Here is a 25,524-nt window from a genome sequence, read left to right as displayed (position 1 = left end):
TCGAGATGCGTAGCAGACTGATTAGTGCTTACACTCGTCACTACATTCGTGCTCGTCATCGGCAAACTCATCGTCGCCCTCTTGATGCTGCATCACGCCCCAACCATCGGTCACGCCGCCGAACTCTTGGGCAAATGTATTGAGCTCAACTTCTCGATCGACTATGGCTTGATACTCAGGAACCATGGGAATACAAACAATCAGCTCCCACTGGCCAAGCTCGTCGTTGAGATGAAGCTCAAATTCACCTTCAAGCCCAGACTTTGCCAGCTCTTCACTGGCATACTCGGCATCTCTTTGGTCATCAAAAACAAGGAAGAAGTCGACATCAAGTTGCTTGGTCAGATCAATACCCGCATCGGCCATCGCTGCGAGCATCTTGCCATTGTCATCATCTGGAAATTGCATTTATTACTCCACTTAATTGTTATTCAATCACCAATTAAGGTGCAATGACTATCTGTACTGACTCGCCATTGAAAGAAACCACTTCACCAGCCCGGACTTTTTTACGCTTACGGGTCTCAACTTCACCGTCAACGGTTACCTTGCCTTCACTAATAACGAATTTAGCTTCACCGCCCCCGCCAATCATGGCCTGGACTTTTAAAATTTTATATAACTCTATGTACTCTTCACCTGGCAATAGGGCCAAGGTTTCTATTTGTGCTGTCACACGTATTACCTTTAATCAAAATTCTTATGAGATTATAGCACCGAGCTTAGACAAGGATAATACCTATTCGCCTCTTTCATGGCTCAATAGGCCATAAGTACAATCATCAATCCAGATATCATCGATTTTATAGTTGTCTCTCAGCACGCCTTCCAGTTGGAAGCCATTTTTCTCCAACACTTTTACCGATGCGATATTCTGTTTCGCACACAGGCCGATAAACTTGTGCACCTGAAAACTTAAGCAAGCCCAGTCAATGACCGCCTTAAGACCCTCAGTAGCATAACCCTTACCTTGACCTTCGTTGGCTAACATATAACCCACTTCGGCGCGGTCACAATCGTGATTAACGCAATATAATCCGGTATAGCCAATAAATTTATCGGTTCCAATCTCCTCTATGACCAGAGTCAACCAGTCACCGGATTCATATTGCCAGGGTACTAACCTATGCTCGAAATTTTCCAGAATCACAGACGCCACGACCGGCTGTCTGACAAATTGATTGATGATAGGATCTTGATGAAGCATCAAGAAATTATCCCAATCATCGGCTCTGAGACTGCGAAGCCTGAGCCGATCGGTATAGAGTTCGAGCATAGAGTATGACCTTTTGCTAATTATCCGCGGCTTGTCACTTCAAGCAGGTGATAACCAAATTGTGTCTTAACAGGGCCTTGAACTTCATTCAGAGGCGCATTGAACACGACTTCATCAAACTCTTTAACCATCATGCCTGGGCCGAAAGAACCAAGGTCACCACCTTGAGCACTCGACGGACAAGATGAGTTAGCCTTTGCCACATCACCAAAATCTGCACCGGCTAAGATTTCCTGCTTAAGTGCTTCACATTTATCTTCGCTGCTAACTAGTAGATGTCTTGCTGTGGCTTGTACCATGGTGTAACTCCTAACGTTGTGATGAATTTGCCTGCCAGTATCTAGATACCTTAGCGATGACAAATTTTAGAAAAAATAAACCCAGCCAGTATATTGATAAAAGCCGGGTTTAAAAAGCTTTAGCTGATGAAACTGTGTTTAACTAATCTCGTATTCAATTACTTCTGAGTTTCTATCCAATGATGGATCTTCAACTCCATCACCGCCATAGGCAAAGAGCCTGAGGTTAAGATCTGATCATGGAAGACTTTTAGGTCGAACTTATCGCCTAATTCAGCTTCCGCTTCAGCTCTAAGAGAAAGAATCTTGAGTTGACCCACTTTATAGGACAGTGCCTGTCCAGGTATAGCCATATAGCGCTCAACTTCGGCGACGATGTCCGACTCAGCCATGGGCGAGTTATCTTTCATGTATTGAATCGCTTGTTCACGTGTCCAGCCTTTAGCGTGAAGGCCGGTATCAACCACTAGGCGCATAGCGCGTAGCATCTCATCAGACAGCTTACCAAAATACTGATAAGGGTCATTGAACAGCCCCATCTCAACCCCTAAATATTCGGCATACAGGGCCCAGCCCTCTTCGAACGCAGTGTAATTGCCAAAACGTTGAAACTCTGGCACTCCAGTTAACTCTTGCTTTATGGCTATTTGGAAGTGATGTCCAGGGGCAGCCTCATGCAGAGACAGGGTCGTCATCCCCCACTTAGGCTGCGCTTTTAAGTTAAAGGTGTTGATATAGAACACACCAGGACGAGAGCCATCAACGGCTGGAGATTCATATGATGCACCAGCCGCAGACTGCTCACGGAAGCTTTCCACTGGCTTAACCACATAATCGGCCTTTGGCATTATATTGAAATACTCAGGTAGCTCAGCATTTATCTGCTCTTTAAGGCTCATATAACCATCGATAAGGCCCTGGCGATCAGTGAAGAAATATTCTGGCTCAGATGACAGAGATGCGAAGAAAGCCTTCAAATCTCCCTTAAATTTAACCTGCTCACGTACCTTATCCATCTCAGACAAGATACGAGCCACTTCACTCAGACCAATCTGATGGATTTCATCCACTGGCATCAGGGTAGTCGTGTGGGAATTAGCCAGATGCTGATACCAAACTTTACCGTTAGGTAAGTCCCACCAACCATCGCTAGCGCGGGCAACAGAGAGATATTTAGTCTCGAAATACTCAGTTAATGAGGCTAGTGCCGGGATTAACTCTTGATTGATAAGTTGAGTGTAACTCGCGGTGAGTTCAGCTTTATCTGTATCAGAAAAGCTCTGCGGCAGATTATTTATTGGCGCGTAGAATAAGCTCTTACTGGCATCATCGACAAGCTGAGCCTTAAGCTGAGGGATAATGCGCTCGACTAACACCCGAGGCAGAACGACCTTGCTTCTTGCTCCCTCGTCCATGCGCTCTTGTGCAAGCTTAGTCCAGGCGATGAACCCAGATAAACGAGATGCCCAGTTATGGTAATCTTCGACGGTATTAAATGGTTGAGCACTTTCACCACTGCCCAGTTGTACCATACTGATAACTGTGCTGTAGAACTGATTCATTGGCATGAAACGAGCTGGGAATGTTTCATCTACCAGAGCGACATTTCTATCATAGGTAAACATGTCATAACTTAGCTGTAGCTCAGGAGATAAAGCACTTCTGTCTATCATCTTGACTCTTGCCAAATAACTGGTATTTAAATCATGACGCGTCTTCAAATACTCATTTGTAAGATCACCGCCAAACTGATCGTTATAATCATTGACCCCAACAAATGTGGCATAGATAGGCTCAAGCTTAAGATAGTCCTTAAAGAATTCGTCCACCAATGCCAGGTAAGCCTGCTCTACAGATGCTTCTTTTTTCTGGCTGGTTTGTACGACTTCAGAAGAGGTACTGATTGCGGTTGAACCTGCGTCTTTGCTTACTTTATTTTCATTATCTGAACAGCCTGTGATCCCCAGTACTAACCCTATTGATACGGCTAAAAAAGCTCTTCTCATCTGTTTCTTTCCCTATATTCGGTGCAATTGCTTGTTATTTTCTATACTTATTGCAAACGTACAAAATTATTTGTACTGCTATATTTATACAGCTATCTCAATCTTCTTCTTTGTAGGACCGAAAGGAGCCAGTCTATGATCTATTCATTTCGCAACTCAGGTTTCAGAGATCCAGAAACTGGCGTCTATAATCAAACCTACTTTATGGAGGTTTTCAACCGCGAATGGCATCGCCATATCAGAGATCACCAAAGTCTGGCTCTATTGTATCTGTGCCCGCACATACATGAAACAGTTAAGCAACCTCATCTGCTCGAATTCTTTATGAAACAGGTACAAGAAGCCATCTTAAGAACAACAGACCTAGTAGCGAGACTCAACAATAACAGCTTTGCATTAGGGTTATTCAACATTGATGAGGCTGGTACTCAGATTGTGTTGCATAGAATTGAAAAGAAAATTGAAAACTTCAATATAGAATACGGCAAAAAACACACGAGTCACATCGATTACGAACTCGCTGGCTATACTTGCACGCCGGCGCGTAACCTAAGCATAGAGTTGATTTTTCAAGACGTAGAGAATTTAACTCATGAATTAGAGATGGAAAAACATCGACATATTGAGTTGAGGCAGATGCAGTAAATGAAGGTTCTAAGTTCTAGTAAGATTGCAGTTTTCTAGGAATTCACAGCAATAAAAAAGCCCCTTTCGGGGCTTTTAAAAACTCATTTAGTCAAGTTAAAGTTACAGTGTTACGTTATGAACACGTGCCTTCTCTTTGATATAAGAGATATAACTCTTCGCTGAACGAGCCGTCTTCTTATCCTTCGCCGCTAACTTAGCACGCGAATAAGCAGACTTATATTGCTTAAGGTTTAAATAAGCAAGTGCTAGCTCAAATTGAGCCTCACCCGGATTATCAATGCCTGCGTCGAGTGACTTCTTAAACGCGGAAACAGCGGCTTTAGACTTACCATCCAGAGACAGGATTCGACCCTGTCTTAGATAATATTTGCCATTGTTGCCCGCATCTGCAGCCTTACCATAATATGAAGCAGCTTCTTTCAACTCTTTCGCGTTGTGATAGAAACCAGCCAAAATCCCAAGAGTTTTCTCTTCCTCTTTGATCATGCCCGACTTCATGTGCTTCTCATATATTTTGGCTGCACGGTATGGCGAACCATTCTGTGCAAGTAGCTGAGTTAAACGAGTAATGTTACCCGCAGTCTCAAGAAAACCATTTTTATAAGCAAGATCATAAGTGGCTAACGACTTAGTGTACTTTTCAGTCATCAAATAAAACTGAGCTAACTGAACCCAAAGACGTTTATCATCCTGGAAAAGTGGCACCATGGTTTCTAGCACTTTTACCGCTTCCGGATACTTCTTCTGATTGAAGTAAGCCGTTAGCTTCATCTGATACAAACCTTTATCAGGCTTATCAGACAGTGATAGTCCCTTGTTAGCGGCCTCAAGAACCTTGTTCCAGTTCTTCTGCTCTGAGTAACCAATACCTATACGACGGTAGACTTGAGCATCCTCTTTACAGGTAAACTCCATCCACTTGTAGTAATAAGTGATCGATTCTTTAAACTTCTTCTCTTGAATCAAGAGGTCGGCATAAAGTCTCAGCGTCGCAGCATGGTCACCGCCACCTAAGATATCGGCATCGACAGCAGTCTTAAGATACTTAATTGCTGTACCCATCTGAGACTTTTCGGCGTAGAAATTACCCAACATGCGGTCAATATATGCTTTATCGAAATCACTCTTAGGGTTGGCCTCGAGTAATATCGCGATGGCTCCGTCAACGTCGCCTTCAGTATAAGCTTTGAAAGATTTTTGCACTTTCTTCGCTGCACTTTGACCAACGGCTTTAGACTTACGACTCTCGATAGGACACTTCTCGACAGCCGATGCTGCCGGAACTAGTGCTAAACTACCACCAAAAGAAAGTAATAAAGCGGCAGCTATACTAGTCGTTCTTAAACTAAGTTTACGCATCGTTATCTGCCTCCTTTGTCTAAGGTGAAGTCCAACTGAACTTTCATACCAGTTTGTCTAAGTGCCTTACCGTCAACAATCTTCGGCTTATATTTCCACTTTTTAAGTGCGCGCCTAGCTTCTTTGTTAAACAATCGCTTAGGTTCAGCCTTAATAATTTTAACGTCTTCAACACCACCGAGTTCGTTAATGGTAAAGCTAAGCTGTACCCAGCCTTCTTTACCATCGCGTGCTGCGGCTATCGGATACTGAGGCTCGATGCGAACGATAGGTGTAGCATCACCATCGCGCGTCATCATGTTACCCAGTTTAAAGCCTGTGTTTGCACCACCAGTTTCAACACCACCCATGTTAAATGACATGTTTGTATCTATGTCAGATGAACTGTCAGGCGGAGTTGTATCCGGCTTAGGTGGCTGCTCAGGTGGCGCAGGAGGCTTAGGTTTAACCCTAGGTTTCTTCTGTGCTGATGCATCCTCTTTGCTCATGGTTATTTCGATGATAGGTGATTCTGTTGAAGCATCGTGGCGGGTTGGACCGCCACCTATCAAAAATGCCATGAAGACAAATAAGGCATAAGTCACAGCACCACCAAGTAGTAATGATACTATTCCTCTAAGCATATTAGTCTTTCCCCGCCGATACAGATATCTTATCTACGCCCGCCTTCTTCACACTATCCATTACCTTGATAACCAGACCATGCTTGGCATCTTTATCGGCTTGGATTAGCACGGCCGCTTCTGGAGCCTCTGCAAGCATACGCTCTACGTTTGCAGTTACACGCTCGATATCGACCAGACGGTTCTCCATCATAATGGTTCCTGTCTTGCTCACACCGATGAAGATGTTAGCAGAGGGCTTCTTAGTCGCTGTAGACGCTTCTGGCTTGGTATAATCAAGGCCTGAAGGTTTAACAAACGAAGTTGTTACAATGAAGAAGATCAACATGATAAACACGATGTCTAGCATCGGTGTCATATCAATTTGAGCTTCCTCTTCCACGCTGGAATGCTTTCTACGTGCCATGTTCAATCTCTCTCTAGTGGTGACGCATGCTGTCTTTTAGCTTTTCTAAACTGATTTTCATCTTAGCGTCCAGACGAGTACTAAAGAATACCCCCGATAACGCCGCTACCATTCCCGCCATTGTCGGCATGGTCGCCATTGAAATACCAGCTGCCATCATACGAGCATTACTCGTCCCATGAACTGCCATCACATCGAATACCGAAATCATACCTGTCACTGTGCCTAAAAGACCTATCATAGGGCAGATGGCAACTAAGGTTTTAATAAACAGCATACGTGCATTCAAATTTTGTTTCGCTTGGGAAAGCCAGGCTTCACGGATGCGGTGTGCATACCAAGAGGTAGAATCCTCTCGGGCATCCCATGAGGTTATGATTGCCTTATGTTCGTTTGGTGATATCCAATTGAGATACCAGTAACGTTCAAGCATCAATACCCACATGACAAACAACACTGCCGCGACCAACCAGAGAACATCGCCTCCGGCGGCCATAAAGCCCCTGACGGAATCCCAGATATCCATCAGGAATAACATTAGGCGTTCCTCTTCTCAGCGTGAGTCGCAACCATGCCTGCACTCTGTTCTTCAAGTACCTGTACGATTGACTTACTGCGAGCAATAACAATTGCGTGCATAAGCATCAGAGGTAGAGCAGCGACCAGACCCTGTACAGTAGTCATCAATGCCATCGAGATACCGCCAGCCATAAGCTTAGGATCGCTAGTACCAAACAACTGGATGCTTTGGAAGGTAGCAATCATACCGGTTACTGTACCGAGTAGACCCATCATAGGTGCGATTGCAGCGAGTACCTTAATGATCGAGATACGAGCCTCTAGTGCCGGTGTCTCTTTCAGAATGGCTTCATCAAGCTTAAGTTCCAGCGTTTCAACATCGACATCTTTGTTGTCGTGGAAAGCCTTAAGAATACGACCTAAGGCATTGTCACCTGGGTTATCCAGATTTTTGCGTTGGGCTTTAACTTTAGCGCCTACAAGAGTAAGCGTGACTATACGCTCGATAGAGATGATGGCACCGATAATAAGCAGGCCAATAATGATGTAACCGATAGTTCCACCCGCTTCGATACGATCTTCAATAGTCGGCTTCTGCGTGAAGATGCTCAACAACACACCCTTAATAGGATCTATGTAGAGAGGAGCGATACCAGAAGTGATATCCTGAAACTTAGACACAGCTTTGACTTGGTAACCGGATGGTTGCTGCGATAGCTCCTGAATCAGACCAAGGTCGGCGTTATAAACAACATATTTACCATCGGCAAGTAAGTTAAAGGCACCCACTCGTGTGATGGTCGTATTACGGATATTACCGTCGATATCGGTAACAGCACCTTCGAAGTTGACAACCTTGCCAGACTGCGCCATTTCAAATAACTGCTCTTCCCAGAAACGCTCCAGTTCGTCGATCTTTGGCAGTTGCTTACGCGCACCAAGTTCTGCGATGAAGACATCACGTCCAGGATATTGAGCACTGATGTTAGACGCTACCAGTTTACCGGAGAAATCACCGGCATCACCTTTAACGACACCGAACATCTCACCCAAGTCACCTTGAGCCGTTTTTAGGTTCTCTTCCAACTCGCCAATTTTGCGCTCGTTATCCAAGAAAGCTTGGCTTAAATCTTTACCGCGTTGACGCTCGGTAGCTAAAGCATTCTTTTCACGTTTAAGTAGAGCGGCCTTATCGCCACGTTCATTTCTGAACTCTTGCTCACGCTTCTTGTTTGTCTTCGAAGCATTAGCACGATCTGTTTGAACCTGCTTAAGCAGCTGGTCGATCGTTTTAGGCGCATCTGCTGCACTCGCAATACCTGAAGATAAAACCAGGGTTGCAGCAACGATTGCTGTAGTTATTAACTTCTTCATTATTGTGCAGCCTCCGCAGCAGGGATTGGTAACGAGAATAGATCCGGAGCACCCTGTTTACGTGCAATGCGGATGCCTTTAGTCAGTTCACGAAGATAGCTTTCATCTAGCTCATCCCATGCCTTAGTTTCATCGTTAAACATCCAAGCTGACTTCTGGTCTAAGCTCTGTGCATAAAGGGCTACTCGGCCTAAGTTGAAGAAATCAACCAAGACCTCTTTACCATTGAGTTCAAGCTGACCGGTTTTAACGGCAACGAAACTGCCGTATTCACGCTCGATGCTGTATGCATCAAGGATCAGACGAAACTTCTCGGCAAGTGTCACTTCTGCACTGTTCAATAGTGCCTTAAGATTGTTTACGCGCTCAATACGAGTTTCTTGATTGAAAGGAAGATCCAGAGCAATAAACTGCTCCAGTGCGTCAACCATCTTAAACATAAGAGGAACAACACCTTGACGAAGTGTATCAACGCCATTGATGTCATCTTGAATTAATTTCATTGTTGCTTCTTGATCTGCTACCAGACCAGCAACGTAATCATTGTAAGATTTTAGTGATTCGCGCTCATCTGCAACTGAACCATACTCGAACACCATGTCCTGAGCTTGGTCAAAGTACTTATCTACTTTCTTTTGAGATGTTGCTGCTTCAGCGTGAATTTTGCTGTCAGCCTTCTGAACGTCAGAAAGAGGATCTGCAATCACTAAGTTTGAGCCAGCTAAGGCTAGTGCGCCTACGAGCGCTGTAGCGATTTTTGTTTTATTGCTTACCTTGGACATAGTTCCCAACCAATTTGAAGTAAAATTAAAAAGGTTTAACTTATTAACAACATGGAATTCCGCTTATATTTGCGATAATTTCCTGCTTATAAGTATGTCTTTCTCTTGTGATTGTTAATTATTATCTTATTTTTCTACACCGAATAAGGTGTAGCACCGCTGGCATCATTTCACAAATTGTTGACCTGTGTCAACAATTGAAACGACCTAAAACTAGTGAAAAAAGGCATTAGAGGGGGGAAAAGCTACAAAAGGCAGGTTTTCGAACAAGTCATATATCATATGATTAACAGGAGTCAGGGCTTAAAGACAAAAAAAACGCTGTAAGACTTTGGTTTTAATTAACAATAACGCAGCAACAAACTGGCAATATTATTCACAATCTCGCAACAGTTGCTGGTTTTACCAGTAAACTAATTATATATTCTCCTTTAAAAGCAATCCATTTCTTTGCTAAATGCTAATGTGTAGATTCAATTACATCCAAGATTCACACCGAGCGCACGACAAGGTTTGGCGTGACGCAGATCACAATGACAATTCTCTGGTGAGTGACTTAATTTCGACAGAACAGGATATTAGGTGATAATTCCATCATTTTCAATGTAGAGCGTTTCACTGAACCCAAATGTGATGCTATGAAATATTCACAAAAACGCGCGATCTATTCTGTTGCGTTTTAGCGGTAAAAAATCAAGTCTTCAATACTATTTCTATAGAGTTAGGGTCTACTGCTTCGCGAACTCAATATTGTCTCTCTTTTTATCTACACTCCAAAATATTCTCTGGTTAAACAGTGTAGAAAGATAGGTCAGAATGGGAAGTGGTAAAATAGAGAGGTTTAAAAATCATCCATGGCAGATCTATGTCCAAATTTACTATCCATACATATGACTGCACGACTAGCAGGCTCAGCTATTTAGAAGAGCGATTTTAAATATTGTCTCATTACTGTACTCCTGAAGTAGAAGAATCAGCATCTTATTTTGAAACCAAAAACTACCGAGATTAAACTCTTCTTTGATGTATTACTGGAGAACGTTGCCTATTAATCGCCACCATTTGCTTTAACCTTGCATTCAATTGTTGTTTTTGTTCATGAGAATAGTTTGTAGGCCTGTTTAATGGCTAACTAGTGGTGCATAACCAAAATATCGGTTACACATCTGACAAAGAGATACTGAAGTAATTCTAGAGACATTTTAATATAAAAAATGCCTATCAGTGATCACCGATAGGCATTACAAAATTAAAATCTATATCTTAATTATTTAAAACTTTTGCGATATTCTTACAAATGCACCACGACCATTAACTCTATAAGTTTCAGGGATTGTGCTAGCGTTAAATCCTTGATCAAGATATGGAGCTTTTTCATCGGTAATGTTAGTTACACCAAGAGTTATCTTTGTATTAGTTGGGAAAATATATGAACCCGTAATATCATGATACAACTGCGACTCAATATGTTGGTCTTGTTCATCGAAGAAGAAATATGGAGACTCAATTGAAGATATATATTCAGCACTATAAGTAATCGAAATATCTTCTAAACCCCAATTGAGAAAGAAATTAGCTTTATCAGTTGGATAAACATCTCTTGCAGTAGAAGTATCGATTCGCCCATTCAATTCAATTACATCAGCACCTTCATATGCAGTTTTCTCACGCTCAATTAAATGCGTCCAGTTTAAGCTTGTACGCCAATCACCAATACTAGTAGAAAAACTGTAAGTAATCTCAGTATCTAAACCCGTCGCTTTTTCGTCTGCAAGGTTAAGGTTGGTAGTATTGATTGTATCGATATTACCACTTGGCATACGATTTATCTGACCACAAGCTTCATCAATTCCTTCTTCATAACACAGATCCATAGTCGCTTGAGCACCTAAACCATCGATGCCTTTAGTTAACTCTATATCCCAGTAATCAACGGTTAAGCTAAAACCATCAATAAACTCTGGAGACCATGCCAAACCAACCGTAAATGTATCACCTTCTTCAGGTTGCAATTCTGGGTTACCACCAGAACGACCACGAACCTGAGTATCGGTTTGCTCATATCCACCAGCAGCTACACCAGATGCCATACAACGTGCTTGTCCATCAGCACTTAAGCCACCGTAGTTAATCGTACTACATGGATCGACAGCTTGGTCGAAATCATCGGCTGGCGAGCTGAACAGCTCATCTACAGATGGAGCTCGGAAAACATTACCCGCTGTAGCACGAACAAGTAAACTAGAAATCGGCATATACTTCAGTGAACCTTGTACCGAAGTATTACCACCAAATGAACTAAAGTTATCATAACGAACACCGACATTAGCTTCTAAGAGTTCAGCACCCGGAACACCAGCTAAAATAGGAACAACAAACTCACCAAAGAGACTGTTTACACGGTAACCGCCTTCAGTACCCGCTCCTTTGTTACCTGAAACTGCACCTTTCGCTTTACCCGAGTCAGGTGAATAAGTGTACTGTTCATCACGATATTCATAACCTACACTCATTCCAACATAACCTGCAGGTAATTCAAACAGTTCTGAATTAGTGAGGTTAAGAGTTAATACATCTTGACGAGTATTGTATGTATCTGTGAGGTCGGCTTCAACATAGTCCAATGCTTCTTGAGAAATATTTCCTTCCCCAAACATGTTCATTGGAGTACAACCTTCGATAATCGCACCAGCTTCACCACACTTTACGACACCATCCGTGTCCATAAAAGAAGCACCTAATGCATTAGCAATGTTTGCAGCAACAAACTGACCTTTATCTATATCTGTACGTGTACGGTAGCCCCAATTATAAGTGGCATTCCATTCCCAAACCTCAGCGAACTCACCAGAGAAACCTGCAACAGCTTGAACGTTAGTTACATCTTGTGAGAACTCTCGGTTACTTTCAGTAACACGACGTCTAACATCTGTTACATCTACACCGAATGGGTTGTAATAACTGTCGGCTGAAATACCTTGAGCAGCATTACCGTCAGCATCTCTCACATTTGCACCTGGATCAAATCGAGAATCATAAGGCATTGGAGCTAAACGCTGAATAGATTTACGATTACTCAAACGAATTGCACTTTCAAATCTCACAGAATCAGAGATTTCGAAATTCCCTTCAGTAAAGACGTTGATGCGTTCAAACGGGGTTTGTAGGTAGTTTACTGGAGAGTAATTATAAAAATCATTATTTGCATCACGGAAACAACTCGTTGATGCAGGGACACTACCACTACATCCAGCTAGACTAGGATCAAAAACTTGTCCGCCAGTAGCACCATTAGGTAAGAATCGACCATTTGGAATACGTGAAGACCCCCAAAAAACAGAGTTATCATCAGTTAGGCCATTCTTTTCAAAATCTTCAACATCCCCTACGTGCAGAGGCTCTTGGAAATGCTTAACACCTTCGTACTGTCCCTGTACAGCGCCTTCTTGCTTGTTGTACTCTGCACCGAAAACGATATTACCACCGTCAAAAGCTTTACCCGCGATTAATGAAACAGAATCGTTAGCGGCCCCATCAGTGATTTCTGTCCACTCTTTTCGCTGAACACTAATTTCAACACCTTCGAAATCATTGCGAGTAATGATGTTTACAACACCAGCAACGGCATCTGCACCGTAAATAGCAGAAGCACCATCTTTAAGAATTTCAACACGCTTAATCATAGATGCTGGAATAGTTTGAAAGTCACCACCATCAACCGTACGTTTACCATTAATAAGGACTAGAGTTCTAATTGATCCCAAACCACGTAAGTTTACAGTTACAGCCCCCGAACCGCCATTGTTTGTCGTCGAAGTAACCACACCACCGTTCATTGCTGGAAGTTTTTGAATTAGCTGACCGATATCAGTGATACCGAGATCTTCAAGCTGACTTCTTTCAATTACTGTAACTGGGTTGGCACCTTCAATATCTACTCGTTTGATACGTGAACCCGTTACTGAAATTCTCTCTACGTTTGCAGACTCATCAGCCGCAAAAGCTGTTGGAGCTGTAATTGCTGCTGTTGCTGCAGCACCACTAATTAGTGCGAAACGCACTGAATTAGCTAATAAGCTATTTTTGTACATGTTGTTTCTCCCTGGACTCTTATTTTTTATATTTTTTAAATGCATTAGAATGAACACAAATCGTTACATTGGAATACATTCGCAAACAAATAAGACCACACATGAAACATTTAATCAACAAGTACACGCTAACTTTCACAGACGTTCCAGTTTATTGATTATTTTGTATACAATAAAGATTTATAAGCTGATTTAAATCCTCACAAGAGTTGTAGTAAAATGCTCAGCGGTAAGAGAAGGAATGAACAAGAAGAAGGGATTAACTTTCGACATTATTAATTATCGATTTAAAAACAGCACATTAGAGTCACGAGAAAACATGGATATCGCTTTTGAATTTTTCATTCCCCTCATAACAAGATTAAATTAAGAGTGTTTTGACATAATTAAACTTGTATATGTCGACTCTAGCTCTCTACCACAGTTCTCGTTTACGTAAACTTTAATGTACGGTTTGTCAGTTTTTGTTTTTCAATCTGGAAAATAGAGTCTAGGAGATAGTAGTCATATATATTTGATGGGTTGGTTAATTACACAAGAATATTTACCCATATGAAGTATTCTTCGCACATAAAAAAACGCCCGTATAGGGCGTTTACAACAAGCTAAGTAGCCAGCTTATTACATGTAGTATCTAATGCCGATTGCCACGCCATCACTCTCATCTGGAGTCTGGTTTGCAACATTGAAGTCACTCATGTCTTTACGGGCTTCGATGTAAAGCATTGTCTGCTCATCCCACACATAGTGAAGACCCGCTACAATAAACTGACGCTTAAACTCGCCATCATTATAAAGTGCTTCATAAGCGTCGCCAGCCTTTAGGTAGTTATAAGCAAAGATAGGCTTAAGACCATTATCAAACTTGTAGCTGAACAGTGATTCAAGACCTACAGCATCAGGCATTAAACGACCAATGTTATCTGTATCATGGAATTCGTTCTTGTTGATGTTAATCGCCGCATAGAAACCAGGTTGTTCAAACCCGCCCCAAGTCAAACCAGCACCATAGATGTAGTCTGTTTCAGAGATACCTTCACCAGACTCCAAAGTACCGTCAAACTCACCTAAGTTAAAACCAGCAGTAAGCGTTAGCATATCTGTGGCAGCATAAGTGATAGAGCCACCAACAGTATTGTTGTATTCAATTGTACCTAAAGAGTCACCCGTAATAGCCATTGGGCTACCGATCATCACGCTATTATCAGCTGTCGGGAACATTAAAGAATTATCTTCAATCAGATCAAAACTATCTTGCTTTAGCTGCACTTGCAGGCCGAAGCTGACATCACCGAATGCATTACGGTATTGAACTGTGTTATCACCACGACCAGTACCGTTTACTGCACCATCGGCCTTGTTGTAAGTGTAAGTACCCGACGCATTACCATCCCAAGTGTTTACCAGGTTGGTGTTATAGACTACGTCGTACCAAACGCCCCACTGCTTACCGATAGAGAGTGAACCATACTTATCGTGTGCAAGACCTGCATAACCGAGACGGTTGGTAAGGAAGTCACCACTTTGAGATTCGAAGTTACTCTCGCTACTGTAAACAATGTCACTAGTACCAAATGGGTTTACACCCCACTCAAGTTTTACAAATGTTTTCCAGTCATTATCCATGTCACGGGTAAAACCAAAGTTGATACGTGATGAACCATTTACCACCTCTGTAGCACCTTGAGTGTTGATGATGCGGGCATCCATCCAACCGCCGATCTCTACTGAGTTTTTGTCATCTTTATAGATTTCAATTGCCGATACTGACGGGACAAATATGACGGCTGCCAATGCCGATGCTACTAAAGTTCTTTTCATGTGATGTCTAACCTTTATGTTTTCAGTCTGCTTGGTTCTATTTTTTGTCATTCCATTGTTCTTTGTCTTCCTAGTTGCAGCTGAGGTTAGCAAAAGATTAGTTATCGCTCAAAGACGAAAGTCACAAAAACCACCTGTTTTTTCATCATTTTAACCAAGAAAACCTTTTTATAGCAGACGATAAACCATTTGTTAACATAAAAGCAGAACAATCTTAAGAAAGTACTCACTAAATTAACGACATCTGCTTAGAGCTGATGTCCGAGAAGCGTTTATCGAGCAAACCTAGAACAGGTTCGGCGATGGGGGCAAGCTGCCTTGTTAAATAGTAATGATAATCAATAATAGATTGACGATACTTAACCGGTTCGGCGCCGTTGAGTGTCATAAGGTACTCAATTTTAGTCCCCCTCTTTGAGAAACGCTCAGAGCCTGAAAAGTCGCACATCATTTTCGCCGCCTTAACATGAGGAGATGACTTAGCCGTATAATCGGCAATATCTCTACGCAGGCGCTTACTAAAGACGAGTTCTTCATCCAACTTGCCTTGCATCAAGTCATTGACCACCTCTTGTAAGAAGGCCATCACATCTTCTTTAGAAAATAGCCGGTAATAGAGTGCCTCTTGTATACGTCTGGCAAGCGGACTCCAGTCACTGCGCACTTGCTCCATTCCTTTAAAGACGAGCTGCAATTCTCCTTCATGATTAGTAAAAGCACCTACGTATCGTTTCTTAGACCCTTCAGTAGAACCTCTGAGAGTTGGCATAAAAAACTGCTCATAATGACATTCAAATTCCAACTCTAGATGACACGCTAAATTCATCTCTTTATCTAACTTATGTTTCCATCTAGTGTTAATCGTTTCAACTAAGCCCTTACCTATCTTATCGACATCGATATCCGTCGGATCTTTCCCCAGCCAGACAAAGGTTGAATCGGTATCGCCGTAGATGACCTGGTAGCCAAGTTCCTCAATCCAGGCTCGTGTCTGTTTCATTATCTGATGACCCCTTAGGGTAATAGAGCTAGCAAGCCTGGCATCATGGAATACACAACCACGGGAGCCTAATACGCCATAGAGAGAGTTCATAATTATCTTTATGGCCTGTGACAGCGGCGCATTATTTTCGCTCTTCGCCTCTTCCCTATGCTCCGAGAGTGTTTTAATCAGCTCTGGTAATATGGGAGAATCCCGGCTAAATTTTGCTCCCAAGAAACCCTCAACATTATCTGCTTCAGGTTCCGACAGTCCCTTGATAAGTCCTTTAGGATCGATTAAGAAGGTTCTGATGATGGAAGGATAAAGGCTCTTAAAGTCGAGCACTAAGATATGCTTATAAAGGCCGGGGATAGAATCCATCACATAGCCACCCGGACTCTCTAATCCTTGGCTAGTAGCCATTGCGGGGGCAACGAAACCCGCCCTGTGCAGGTGAGGCAAGTATAAGTTATTGAATGCCGCTACCGAGGCGCCGACTCTGCCGAGCTCTAACCCGGTCAGCCTAGAACGCTCTAAAGCAAACTCAAACAACTGGGTTTTCTTGAACACATCCCACACCAAGCGGCTATCGGTTAAATTATAGTGGGCGAGCGCTGCTTTATTATGATGAAATAGCTCGGTTATCTCCTCTCCTCGATTCTCAACCCCCTTCTTACCGCTGGGCAATGCTTTGCCCTCCTCGAGCAAGGCACGTGCAACAGACTCTAATGAGAAACTATCGAATCGATAGAATGCCGCCTTTAACCAATCAATGCCGTCTAACACAACTCTGCCGGGCAGAGAAAGAGTCTCAGGACGGTACTTATCCGGAATTTTCCAGCTCAGTTCAGCGCCTCCCCTGCCGATTGCAAGCTTGATCCCATGTAGTTTTGCTCTTCTATAAACAAGCGCCAGATCGAACGTCACCACGGCCCAACCTATGATGATGTCAGGATCATACTCTGCAAACCAATCAATTAAACTGAGGATAAGTCCTCTCTCATCAGCTACCCACTCTATATAATCAGCTTGGTCATCAGATATTGCCGATGTATCGCTGCTTATCTCACAAGGTGAGCCCACCATGATCACTTTCTTATACTCGTCATTTGATGTCTTGCCGTAGAGGCCGACCGAGTAAAGCTCGCCCGACATACTGCATTCAAAATCGAGAGATATGGCTTGAAGTTGGATATCAACAGAGTTTTTTCTTGCTCGAGTGGCAGTAAAACTGGCCAGTCCTCCCTGCTTTTGAGGATCGAATTGACCGATAAACTCTACATCCAGCGCTATGTATCTCTCTATCAAGTATCTGTGTTCTGGACGAATATCAGTTTCAAACAGAGGAATGCCGAGATCGACAGCGCCTCTGATCACCTGTCTGAATACTTGTGATGAGCTCGCATAAATGGCGGTGACAGGGTCGCTATTAAAGTTATTAAGCGGCAGATCCACCAGTCTTAGTTTTGCTGACTGCGGCAATGCTTGCAGACTGGGCACAGCAGATGTTGCACAGAAACACATATATTCAGCATGAGGAACTTTGACTAAAACGGGGCCATCGGTGGTTTTAATATAATAATGCAGCCAAGCCATACCCGAATGCTGCACCGTATGGCGAGAAAGAATCCGCCCCTTAACCGATGAGGTTCCACTGAGCTCTAAAGAGGGCTTTACTGACATAATTTGTCTATCCAAAACAAGGACTCGATGAAAATGGGATCACATTTAACTCAATAATATAAAATTAGAGTAGTTAAGGCTATGCAATCACTGTTATTATGTACAGCTCTATTTCTCTTCCATATATACCTATGCTATCGGCCGACGTAAAAACACAGATCCGCTCCATATATAAAGGTATTGCAAACTCCTTGCCTGACTTTCGTCCAAGGCGTGAGCAAAACTACATAGTCGCCGAAATATCTAAGACCTTAGCCGGTGAATACGATAAAAGCAGGCGAATTATCGTGGTCGAAGCTGGCACAGGGATAGGTAAATCATTAGCCTACATATTAGGCTCTATTCCATTGGCACTGGCCAGTAAGAAAAAAGTCTGTATCGCCACTGCGACCGTAGCCCTGCAAGAGCAGCTGTTGCACAAGGACCTGCCCTTCTTTTTACAGCAATCTGAGCTAAACTTTACCTTCGGTTTAGTCAAAGGTCGGCAACGCTATGTTTGCCTATCTAAATTAGAGATGTTAATCGGATCCGATAACAGCACTCAGATGGCGATGTGGCAGACCAAACCCGACAACAGCCAGATAAAGCTGCTGCAGACATTATTGAAGCAGTACCATGAAGGTAAATGGAACGGCGAGCGTGACACCTTAGTCAAACAGCTCCCCGACCACCTATGGCAGCAGATAGCTTGTGATAAACACAGCTGTCACAGACAACTCGCCAGCCACAGGAATTGTCCTTTCCATAAAGCACGTGAAGATATCGATAACTGGGATGTGTTGATCGCTAACCACAGCCTCTTGTTTGCCGATCTGGAACTAGGTGGTGGAGTCATTCTGCCCGATCCCGAAGACGTGTATTACATCATAGATGAAGCTCACCACCTGCCAATGGTTGCCAGAGACTTCTCCAGCGCACAAACCACACTCAGGGGCGCAGTCGACTGGCTGGAGAAAATAGAGAAGACCTGTAGCAAGTTACAAAACCAAATAAAGAGTAACCACATCATAGGCCCGGCGCAGGCAATGCAGGACCATATTACCGATCTTACGGGTCAACTCACTCAGATAGCTCATTTTTGTGATAGTCAAACACACAGGTTCGACAATCCTGAGAATCGTTTACGCTTCGAGCATGGCAAGCTACCCCAGGCGCTGCTTATCCAGGCAGAGAACTTAGCCACGGTATCGACTACGGCCCTCAAGCAGTTCAATAAGATGTTAGCCTTGCTCAGTGAAGCCATAAAAGATGGCGATATTCCAAAACATCAAGCCGAACAGCTGCTCACAGAAACGGGCTTCATGTTGCAGAAGCTGGAAAATCTCCAGAAGCTGTGGAAGATGATGGCGAAGGAAGATCACCCCAAAGGGGCTCCTATGGCACGCTGGATTGAAATATTAACCGGTAAACAGACAGATTACCTGTTCAGTGCATCCCCCATAGAAGTCGGCTTCATGTTAGAAAAGCTACTTTGGGATAAGGCCGCAGGTGTGGTGCTTTGCAGCGCGACTTTACGAGCCTTAAATAATTTTAATCATTTCACCCATCAAGTTGGCCTGTCACTCAACGACGGTAGCCGCTTTCTAGCCATGGACTCGCCCTTCGACTTTGAACAGAATGCTACCCTGTTTCTGCCTCAGATGAACAATGAGCCTACGGACGAAAAATTCACCGAAGAACTCGCCCAGCAGATCTTAGCCCTGATTGAAGGTGAGATGGCCACCTTAGTCTTATTCGCATCTTATTGGCAGATGGAGAAGGTCGTCGATATGGTCGAGAGTAAGATCAAAACAGGCTTACTGATCCAAGGCACTATTTCCAGACAAGAAATTTTATCGGCCCATAAGAAACGATGCGATAACGATGAACCTAGTATCATATTCGGTACAGGTAGCTTCTCTGAAGGATTAGATCTACCGGGCGATTACCTGACTAACTTGATCATCACAAAACTGCCTTTTGCGGTGCCCACCTCTCCCGTCGAACAGGCTCACGCGGAATATATCAAGATAAAAGGCGGAAATCCCTTCATGCAGCTGACAATCCCCGATGCTTCGCGCAAATTAATACAGAGTTGTGGTAGATTACTACGCAACGAGCAAGACTATGGACGTATCACGATTTTAGATCGACGTTTAGTCACTAAACGGTATGGAAAATCACTGCTCGATGCACTCCCCCCCTTCAGACGCGTAATTGAGTAGGATTTTTTTTTGGATTTACTGTTTGAACCCAGCACTTGGGCCATTCTAGCCGGGATCGGTTTACTCGCAGGTTTTATCGACGCCATCGCGGGAGGTGGAGGTTTACTCTCTATTCCGGCCCTTCTCGCTTTGGGCATCAATCCTCATACGGCACTGGGCACCAATAAATTAGCCGCATGCTTTGGGTCTTCTACGGCTGCCTATACCTATTATAAACAAAACCTATTCACGCCTCAGTTGTGGTACTACACCTTTATAGCCACTTTTTTCGGCGCGATAGCTGGCACCTTCATCGTCTCTCTTATCGATAGCCGTTGGTTAGAAAAACTGCTACCACTGATGATCATGATTATTGCGATTTACACGCTACTCAAACCCAATGCCATGGGCTGCAATACATTCACACCACTTAAGCAACCAGCGTCTAAAATTAAGCAATGGCTCCAAGGCTTTCCACTTGGATTTTATGATGGCTTCGCCGGGCCTGGTACAGGCGCATTCTGGACTATAACCAGTACCACTTACCATAAGCTGCCGCTTCTTCACAGCTGTGGCTTAGCCAGAGCAATGACATTCACCAGTAATCTCACCTCTTTAGTGATCTTTCTCACACTTGGGCAAGTGAATGTCATTATCGGTCTTTCAATGGGTCTATGTATGATGCTAGGTTCCTTTATCGGTGCAAGAACGGCGATAAAATTCGGCGTCCAGTTTATCAGACCCGCATTTATCACTCTGGTATTGTTGATCGCGGCAAAGTTAGCTTGGGATGCATGGGTCTAACTATGAATACGAATGAACTCCTAAGGCAGTTATCAGTCCAATTGAAGCAGCTAGAGCAGGACGTGCTTCAACACGATGCTAATTTGCCCAAGAGAGAGCAGAAACTGCTTAGAGATACCGACAGATTTAACGACCAACTCTTTATCCAATCCGGCGCTAAGCTTGCGCCCTGTATAGAACAGATAAACAAGAGTATTAAGCAGCTAGGTCAGCTGATAAAAGGTAACATATCTACCCATACCATAGCCTTGAGCTGTGAACGTATCCAAGATAGGTTTACCGCCGTAAGAAGAGCGCTAAATACCACCTCATTAGGGGCCAATTCGGCATCGCAGCAAAGAGCTTTTCGAGTCGCCCAAGCAAAGAGGCGTAGAAATAAGTCCCACGATGAGAGCGGCTTCAATTGGATCGCCGCCGGAGTCATGCATAATAGTCACCAACTGTATGCAGAGCTCAACAAACATCTCAATTGGGTGAGTAAATTTGAACAGAAAATCCTCATTTTGCAATCACAACTGAATAACTGTCATAGTGCTGACAAAATCCAGATGCAAAATGAGATCCTGTTGGTTCATCGACGACTAGGAAAGTGTCGACAAGCCATCAGCTATATAGAAGATCGCATTCAAGCGTTTGAGCGTCCATTCTCTCAAAACTATAAGCCTTTTAATCGTTAAGGAGCAACAATGAAGTCACTCATGTCTATCACCGCAATCTTGGCTCTGCTGGGTTCATCTTCGGCCCTGGCAGCTAATTTGAATATCCCAATGTCATTTGAATATCTGGCCATCGACGGTAAGAAAGTCGAAAGCAGTTTATTCAGCCATAAATCAGATCTTGAATTAGGCCAGGGCACACACAAGATTGCGATCCGTTACCATGATATGGTTCAAGATGATTTCAGTGACAGTGAAAGCTTTATCAAGTCATCTCCCTTCATCGTTACCCTTGCAGTTGATGGCGACTATGAGTACACATTGAAGCCCGCCGATGGCGACATCGTAAAACAACCTAAGTCTTTCGCTAAATCTCCGCAGGTGGTGATCACCCGCACTGACAAGGGGACTGTAAATTATAAGGTCCTTCAAACAGACTTCACCGAAGACTCCTTCGTGACTAGCCTATTTGGTGGCGGAAATAAACAAGACATTGCAGCGATAACGACTGCTGCTACTGGTGGAGCTGTGATTGCAGCCTCGGCAAGTTCGACACCGACGGCTCCAGTCAGTATCCCGGCCCCAATTGATGCTATGCCAATGGTTCCGGCTGCAGGGAATAAAGCCGATAAAGGCGAGCATGCCCAACAGATGTTGCAGTACTGGTGGCTTCATGCCGATGATAAGACCCGTAAAGAGTTTATGGGTTGGGCCATTCAGCAGCTATAAATACAGCGTCCATCTCGCATAAAAGCCAAACGCCAGCATAACTTGCTGGCGTTTTTGTATCCGGATTTAGTAGAGGTGAGAGGCATTAATGCCGAATTAGCGCTAAAGTTATCTTTGAAGATATTGCACTTTTCTATTGCCGCTATATAAATATGATTGCAAACTAAACTATCTTTCTTATTAGACACTAACTGTCACGGAGCATCTGCATGCAATTAGAAATTCGAAACTATTACGAAGTCCTTCTTATGGAACTCTTGTCCGATGAAGGATTACTCGATGAATTACCGGAAGACTATCTGGCAGATCTTTGTTGTGTCACTCTAAACCAGCTCCCGGTTCGCTATATACGGCATCTGGTCGATACCTATTTTTTTGAGGATTACAGTGAGCTGTCCGAAATGAGATCTGAAATCCAAACCGCATTGGAGAAATCGAGAGCATTTCTCAAGGCTAACTTGCATAAGAAAAACAGCTGAAAATAATGGTTAGTCACTGAAGAAGTATTTTGAAATAGAAAAGGATGAACTAGGGGAGATTGGAGGTTCCCCTAGAGCCACACATCAGTACATTAGTCACTTGCAGTGCTCCCTTGCATCTTCTTATAAAGTTGACCAATACTTGCAGTGACTTACGAGCAGCTTAAAATCTGTCTTTGGTGGCTAATGACTTTCTCAGCTCGCGCTTGCCAATACTAGAACGCAGAATTTCAGGTACGACTATACGCGCATACCATAACCAGATTGGAGCAAATAAGGAGAGTTTGTACTGAACTGATTCTCACGAAATGTACCACCAGAGGTGATTATGACGTAAGCTATTGATGTATAGGATATTGATGTACCAGGAGATTGGAGGTTCCCCTAGAGCCACACCCCGGCACATGAGTCACTTGCTGCGGTTGCTCCCTTCCAGGCCTGGCCGAGTTCACAAGTTATCATTGCGAGGGGACCCTAAGGTCACCATTGCTTTCTTTGAGTAAAATACCTCAGAGAACGGCGAGCATTATCTACTAAGCCCGCCGAGCAATCAAGTCCTAAACAGCAACTATCGTCTTGTTGACTGCTGACTGCTGTTTCTATAAACAGATAGTCTATAGATCTGAGCTATAAGCTTAGAAATACCCTATTTTTCTCAACAAGCTTAGGCCCGATACCCTTCACATTTGAAAGATCACCGATCACCTTAAACTTGCCGTTAGTCTCTCTATATTCGACAATCGCTTTCGCTTTTGATTCACCTATTCCCTTAAGTAAAACCAATTCCTCTATTGAAGATGTGTTGATATTGACATTAAGCTGTTGAACTTGGCGTGCATTTTCATTTTGATGGGTCGTTTTCGATTGGCTAGAAACCTCACCAGCGTAGACGCTGAGTGAAAAAATTGCAGCCATAAGTGTCGCAGATACGAGTGTGCTTTTCATAGTAACTCCATGTTGAGTATTATTCCGTTAATATGCAGCCGTTAATCCATTTATCCCTAGCCACTCATTAAATGTAGATCAAGCCCTCACTTCTTGCCATTTTTAGATCTAACGGCAACCCAAAAGAAGTTAAACCGGACGGGTGTCACAGTTTTTAGTTTTGGAAATTTTCATTTTGACAAGCTTTTAAGAAGGTGAGTGCAAATTTGAAATTCAATCACATATTTTTTCGATCAGAGCGCCGTAAGACTTGTCACACAAATGGCTAAAACACCATACCTGTCACTCAATCATTTCTACTTGAATGTAACAAAGATACACCTCAAATTATTATGCCGAAGTCCTCGTCTAGGTTAGTGTGTGCTAAATATAATAATGAGAAAGAAGGTCGAACTTAGATGGAACAGATCAAAAAAAATACCGGTGCCCCACAGAAAAAACTGGTCATATTATTCACCGATATTGTCCTTTTTATCATGCTGTATAACTTTCTTCCCTTCGAAGAAGGCATTAATACTGGTTTATCAATTCTGATCTTCGCTGCCATCTTGTGGTTAACTGAAGCGATTCATATCAGTATTACAGCAATATTAATCCCTATTCTTGCTGTTGTTCTCGGCGTCTTTGAAACCAAAGTGGCGATGAGTAACTTCGCTAACCCAATCATATACCTTTTCTTCGGTGGGTTTGTACTAGCAGCGGCCCTGAACCATCAAGGAATAGATAAACTCATAGCACAAAAGGTGCTAACCGCCTCGAAAGGAAAACTTAGCATTGCTTGTATGTTACTTTTTGGCATAACGGCTTTACTCTCTATGTGGATAAGCAATACTGCAACCGCAGCCATGATGTTGCCTCTGGCACTGGGAATTCTACAGCAGCTTGATTTCAAAGAGCATAAGAACACTTATCTGTTTATGCTTCTTGGTATTGCTTACTCAGCCAATATCGGCGGTATAGGGACTCTAGTCGGCAGTCCTCCTAATGCCATTGCCGCTGCACAAGTTGGTTTAAGTTTCAGTGATTGGCTAGAATTTGGCTTGATCACCGTCGCCTTGATGCTACCAAGTATGCTTATTGCTTTGTATCTGTTCCTTAAGCCCGATCTTTCGGTGATATGTAAAATACCGACTTCTGATACTAAGCTGAATTTTCAGGGTAAATTAACTCTCCTGGTTTTTATTATCACAGTTTGCTGCTGGATATTTAGTAAGCCTATCGCTCAAGCACTTGGAGGCATTGCCCAGTTTGATACTGTGGTTGCACTCGGCGCAGTCGTCACGTTAGCGGGTCTTGGTCTGGTTGAATGGAAGAAGATTGAGCGAACCACAGACTGGGGGGTCTTGATCTTGTTTGGTGGTGGTTTAACATTAAGTGCAATTTTAAAAGCCACTGGCACTAGTGTGTTTCTGGCACACTGGGTTACTGATATTTTCGGTAACACACATATGGCATTATTTACTTTAGCTGTCATCTTCTTTGTAGTGATGCTCACCGAGTTTGCAAGTAATACAGCCAGTGCCGCATTACTAGTACCTGTATTTGCAGCAATTGCCGAACCACTGGGGTTATCCCCTATCATGATATCTGTGCTTATTGGTATTGCAGCCTCTTGCGCCTTTATGTTGCCAGTGGCGACTCCTCCCAACGCCATTGTTTACGGCTCAGGTTTTATCAAGCAGTCAGAGATGATGCGTGCGGGTGTGATAATCAACTTTATCAGTATGTTAGTCCTATACGTTGTTGCTCATACTTTCTGGAGTTTCTAGGCATTATCCTTATAAAAAAGCCACTTCATGAATGACATGATGCGGCTTTTTTATATAGGCTCCATAATGAAATTGGACAAATGTCGATTG

At 43.2% G+C, this 25,524-nt stretch carries 23 protein-coding genes and 1 other RNA gene; 7 read left to right on the top strand and 17 right to left on the bottom strand.

All coding sequences use genetic code 11. The annotated features are described in order from the left end of the window. Nucleotides 1-21: 21 nt before the first annotated feature. The 5 genes from FS373_RS02540 to FS373_RS02520 all read right to left on the bottom strand — a co-directional run bounded on the left by FS373_RS02540 (nucleotide 22) and on the right by FS373_RS02520 (nucleotide 3,581). Complete coding sequence (locus FS373_RS02540) at nucleotides 22-408, bottom strand: ribonuclease E inhibitor RraB (RefSeq protein ID WP_152828982.1); 387 nt, start codon at nucleotides 406-408, stop codon at nucleotides 22-24. A gap of 34 nt (nucleotides 409-442) precedes the next feature. Beyond that, entirely contained in the window at nucleotides 443-676 is a 234-nt protein-coding gene (locus tag FS373_RS02535) for an RNA-binding S4 domain-containing protein (RefSeq protein ID WP_144047246.1), read from the bottom strand. A 63-nt stretch (nucleotides 677-739) separates the two neighbouring features. Then, the gene (locus FS373_RS02530) at nucleotides 740-1,276 is read right to left on the bottom strand and encodes a GNAT family N-acetyltransferase (protein WP_152828981.1); all 537 of its coding nucleotides are present in this window, start codon (nucleotides 1,274-1,276) and stop codon (nucleotides 740-742) included. Between the two features lie 20 nt (nucleotides 1,277-1,296). Continuing rightward, on the bottom strand, nucleotides 1,297-1,575 hold the full coding sequence (locus FS373_RS02525) for a peptidylprolyl isomerase (protein ID WP_144047248.1): 279 nt from the start codon (nucleotides 1,573-1,575) through the stop codon (nucleotides 1,297-1,299). Between the two features lie 158 nt (nucleotides 1,576-1,733). Beyond that, nucleotides 1,734-3,581: a DUF885 domain-containing protein gene (locus tag FS373_RS02520; RefSeq protein ID WP_152828980.1), complete on the bottom strand. Its 1,848-nt coding sequence runs from the start codon at nucleotides 3,579-3,581 to the stop codon at nucleotides 1,734-1,736. Nucleotides 3,582-3,716: 135 nt separating this feature from the next. Here FS373_RS02520 and FS373_RS02515 point away from each other — a divergent pair, with 135 nt between their 5' ends. Continuing rightward, on the top strand, nucleotides 3,717-4,226 hold the full coding sequence (locus FS373_RS02515) for a diguanylate cyclase domain-containing protein (protein WP_144047250.1): 510 nt from the start codon (nucleotides 3,717-3,719) through the stop codon (nucleotides 4,224-4,226). 102 nt (nucleotides 4,227-4,328) lie between these two features. Here FS373_RS02515 and FS373_RS02510 read toward each other — a convergent pair whose 3' ends face one another. From FS373_RS02510 to FS373_RS02470, 9 genes are all read right to left on the bottom strand, one after another. Further along, complete coding sequence (locus FS373_RS02510) at nucleotides 4,329-5,588, bottom strand: tetratricopeptide repeat protein (RefSeq protein WP_144047251.1); 1,260 nt, start codon at nucleotides 5,586-5,588, stop codon at nucleotides 4,329-4,331. 2 nt (nucleotides 5,589-5,590) lie between these two features. Further along, a complete protein-coding gene (locus FS373_RS02505; protein WP_144047252.1) occupies nucleotides 5,591-6,211 on the bottom strand; it encodes an energy transducer TonB in 621 nt (206 codons plus the stop codon). Between the two features lies 1 nt (nucleotide 6,212). Beyond that, on the bottom strand, nucleotides 6,213-6,617 hold the full coding sequence (locus FS373_RS02500) for an ExbD/TolR family protein (RefSeq protein WP_041419965.1): 405 nt from the start codon (nucleotides 6,615-6,617) through the stop codon (nucleotides 6,213-6,215). 13 nt (nucleotides 6,618-6,630) lie between these two features. Next, complete coding sequence (locus tag FS373_RS02495) at nucleotides 6,631-7,155, bottom strand: MotA/TolQ/ExbB proton channel family protein (protein WP_144047253.1); 525 nt, start codon at nucleotides 7,153-7,155, stop codon at nucleotides 6,631-6,633. Continuing rightward, nucleotides 7,155-8,510 carry a MotA/TolQ/ExbB proton channel family protein gene (locus FS373_RS02490; RefSeq protein ID WP_144047254.1) on the bottom strand — a complete coding sequence of 452 codons (1,356 nt, stop codon included), beginning with the start codon at nucleotides 8,508-8,510 and terminating at the stop codon, nucleotides 7,155-7,157. Before FS373_RS02490 ends, FS373_RS02495 begins: the two co-directional genes overlap by 1 nt. Continuing rightward, nucleotides 8,510-9,292, bottom strand: coding sequence for a DUF3450 domain-containing protein (locus tag FS373_RS02485; protein ID WP_144047255.1), 783 nt, complete (start codon nucleotides 9,290-9,292; stop codon nucleotides 8,510-8,512). The genes FS373_RS02490 and FS373_RS02485 overlap by 1 nt, the downstream gene beginning before the upstream one ends. Nucleotides 9,293-10,563: 1,271 nt before the next feature. Beyond that, nucleotides 10,564-13,383 carry a TonB-dependent receptor domain-containing protein gene (locus FS373_RS02480; RefSeq protein WP_185976855.1) on the bottom strand — a complete coding sequence of 940 codons (2,820 nt, stop codon included), beginning with the start codon at nucleotides 13,381-13,383 and terminating at the stop codon, nucleotides 10,564-10,566. A 621-nt stretch (nucleotides 13,384-14,004) separates the two neighbouring features. Further along, a complete protein-coding gene (locus tag FS373_RS02475) occupies nucleotides 14,005-15,204 on the bottom strand; it encodes a porin (RefSeq protein WP_144047257.1) in 1,200 nt (399 codons plus the stop codon). A 229-nt stretch (nucleotides 15,205-15,433) separates the two neighbouring features. After that, nucleotides 15,434-17,869: a DNA polymerase II gene (locus FS373_RS02470; protein WP_152828979.1), complete on the bottom strand. Its 2,436-nt coding sequence runs from the start codon at nucleotides 17,867-17,869 to the stop codon at nucleotides 15,434-15,436. A gap of 131 nt (nucleotides 17,870-18,000) precedes the next feature. Here FS373_RS02470 and dinG point away from each other — a divergent pair, with 131 nt between their 5' ends. The 5 genes from dinG to FS373_RS02445 all read left to right on the top strand — a co-directional run bounded on the left by dinG (nucleotide 18,001) and on the right by FS373_RS02445 (nucleotide 22,720). Further along, nucleotides 18,001-20,073, top strand: coding sequence for an ATP-dependent DNA helicase DinG (dinG, locus tag FS373_RS02465; protein ID WP_152829103.1), 2,073 nt, complete (start codon nucleotides 18,001-18,003; stop codon nucleotides 20,071-20,073). Between the two features lie 9 nt (nucleotides 20,074-20,082). Then, nucleotides 20,083-20,856 (top strand): sulfite exporter TauE/SafE family protein, encoded by a 774-nt coding sequence (locus FS373_RS02460; RefSeq protein ID WP_144047258.1) that lies wholly within the window; start codon nucleotides 20,083-20,085, stop codon nucleotides 20,854-20,856. Between the two features lie 2 nt (nucleotides 20,857-20,858). Next, nucleotides 20,859-21,533: a primosomal replication protein gene (locus FS373_RS02455; protein ID WP_144047259.1), complete on the top strand. Its 675-nt coding sequence runs from the start codon at nucleotides 20,859-20,861 to the stop codon at nucleotides 21,531-21,533. 9 nt (nucleotides 21,534-21,542) lie between these two features. Beyond that, nucleotides 21,543-22,241: a DUF2057 domain-containing protein gene (locus FS373_RS02450; RefSeq protein ID WP_144047260.1), complete on the top strand. Its 699-nt coding sequence runs from the start codon at nucleotides 21,543-21,545 to the stop codon at nucleotides 22,239-22,241. Nucleotides 22,242-22,450: 209 nt separating this feature from the next. Next, nucleotides 22,451-22,720: a late competence development ComFB family protein gene (locus FS373_RS02445; RefSeq protein ID WP_144047261.1), complete on the top strand. Its 270-nt coding sequence runs from the start codon at nucleotides 22,451-22,453 to the stop codon at nucleotides 22,718-22,720. Between the two features lie 163 nt (nucleotides 22,721-22,883). Here the strand turns inward: FS373_RS02445 and FS373_RS32665 are convergent, their stop codons facing one another. The 3 genes from FS373_RS32665 to FS373_RS02435 all read right to left on the bottom strand — a co-directional run bounded on the left by FS373_RS32665 (nucleotide 22,884) and on the right by FS373_RS02435 (nucleotide 23,665). Continuing rightward, complete coding sequence (locus tag FS373_RS32665) at nucleotides 22,884-22,964, bottom strand: hypothetical protein (RefSeq protein WP_416221750.1); 81 nt, start codon at nucleotides 22,962-22,964, stop codon at nucleotides 22,884-22,886. Nucleotides 22,965-23,101: 137 nt separating this feature from the next. After that, an RNA gene (ffs, locus tag FS373_RS02440) (signal recognition particle sRNA small type) lies at nucleotides 23,102-23,198 on the bottom strand. A gap of 149 nt (nucleotides 23,199-23,347) precedes the next feature. Continuing rightward, the gene (locus FS373_RS02435) at nucleotides 23,348-23,665 is read right to left on the bottom strand and encodes a ComEA family DNA-binding protein (RefSeq protein WP_144047262.1); all 318 of its coding nucleotides are present in this window, start codon (nucleotides 23,663-23,665) and stop codon (nucleotides 23,348-23,350) included. Between the two features lie 398 nt (nucleotides 23,666-24,063). Between FS373_RS02435 and FS373_RS02430 the strand changes: the two genes are divergently transcribed. Beyond that, the gene (locus tag FS373_RS02430; protein ID WP_152828978.1) at nucleotides 24,064-25,434 is read left to right on the top strand and encodes an SLC13 family permease; all 1,371 of its coding nucleotides are present in this window, start codon (nucleotides 24,064-24,066) and stop codon (nucleotides 25,432-25,434) included. The last annotated feature ends 90 nt before the right edge of the window (nucleotides 25,435-25,524 follow it).

The organism is Shewanella sp. YLB-07 (assembly GCF_009377275.1).
The sequence above is the reverse complement of the archived record's forward strand: the minus strand, read 5'-3'. Positions and strand labels throughout refer to the sequence as shown.

What these genes read in the sequence shown, in the direction of transcription:
- FS373_RS02470 (WP_152828979.1), bottom strand. Translation starts at nt 17,869, where the DNA reads ATGTCAGTAAAGCCCTCTTTAGAGCTCAGTGGAACCTCATCGGTTAAG.
- FS373_RS02505 (WP_144047252.1), bottom strand. Translation starts at nt 6,211, where the DNA reads ATGCTTAGAGGAATAGTATCATTACTACTTGGTGGTGCTGTGACTTAT.
- FS373_RS02525 (WP_144047248.1), bottom strand. Translation starts at nt 1,575, where the DNA reads ATGGTACAAGCCACAGCAAGACATCTACTAGTTAGCAGCGAAGATAAA.
- FS373_RS02450 (WP_144047260.1), top strand. Translation starts at nt 21,543, where the DNA reads ATGAAGTCACTCATGTCTATCACCGCAATCTTGGCTCTGCTGGGTTCA.
- FS373_RS02490 (WP_144047254.1), bottom strand. Translation starts at nt 8,510, where the DNA reads ATGAAGAAGTTAATAACTACAGCAATCGTTGCTGCAACCCTGGTTTTA.
- FS373_RS02480 (WP_185976855.1), bottom strand. Translation starts at nt 13,383, where the DNA reads ATGTACAAAAATAGCTTATTAGCTAATTCAGTGCGTTTCGCACTAATT.
- FS373_RS02530 (WP_152828981.1), bottom strand. Translation starts at nt 1,276, where the DNA reads ATGCTCGAACTCTATACCGATCGGCTCAGGCTTCGCAGTCTCAGAGCC.
- FS373_RS02485 (WP_144047255.1), bottom strand. Translation starts at nt 9,292, where the DNA reads ATGTCCAAGGTAAGCAATAAAACAAAAATCGCTACAGCGCTCGTAGGC.
- FS373_RS02445 (WP_144047261.1), top strand. Translation starts at nt 22,451, where the DNA reads ATGCAATTAGAAATTCGAAACTATTACGAAGTCCTTCTTATGGAACTC.
- FS373_RS02475 (WP_144047257.1), bottom strand. Translation starts at nt 15,204, where the DNA reads ATGAAAAGAACTTTAGTAGCATCGGCATTGGCAGCCGTCATATTTGTC.
- FS373_RS02510 (WP_144047251.1), bottom strand. Translation starts at nt 5,588, where the DNA reads ATGCGTAAACTTAGTTTAAGAACGACTAGTATAGCTGCCGCTTTATTA.
- FS373_RS02515 (WP_144047250.1), top strand. Translation starts at nt 3,717, where the DNA reads ATGATCTATTCATTTCGCAACTCAGGTTTCAGAGATCCAGAAACTGGC.
- FS373_RS02455 (WP_144047259.1), top strand. Translation starts at nt 20,859, where the DNA reads ATGAATACGAATGAACTCCTAAGGCAGTTATCAGTCCAATTGAAGCAG.
- dinG (WP_152829103.1), top strand. Translation starts at nt 18,001, where the DNA reads ATGCTATCGGCCGACGTAAAAACACAGATCCGCTCCATATATAAAGGT.
- FS373_RS02435 (WP_144047262.1), bottom strand. Translation starts at nt 23,665, where the DNA reads ATGAAAAGCACACTCGTATCTGCGACACTTATGGCTGCAATTTTTTCA.
- FS373_RS02500 (WP_041419965.1), bottom strand. Translation starts at nt 6,617, where the DNA reads ATGGCACGTAGAAAGCATTCCAGCGTGGAAGAGGAAGCTCAAATTGAT.
- FS373_RS02520 (WP_152828980.1), bottom strand. Translation starts at nt 3,581, where the DNA reads ATGAGAAGAGCTTTTTTAGCCGTATCAATAGGGTTAGTACTGGGGATC.
- FS373_RS02495 (WP_144047253.1), bottom strand. Translation starts at nt 7,155, where the DNA reads ATGTTATTCCTGATGGATATCTGGGATTCCGTCAGGGGCTTTATGGCC.
- FS373_RS02540 (WP_152828982.1), bottom strand. Translation starts at nt 408, where the DNA reads ATGCAATTTCCAGATGATGACAATGGCAAGATGCTCGCAGCGATGGCC.
- FS373_RS02430 (WP_152828978.1), top strand. Translation starts at nt 24,064, where the DNA reads ATGGAACAGATCAAAAAAAATACCGGTGCCCCACAGAAAAAACTGGTC.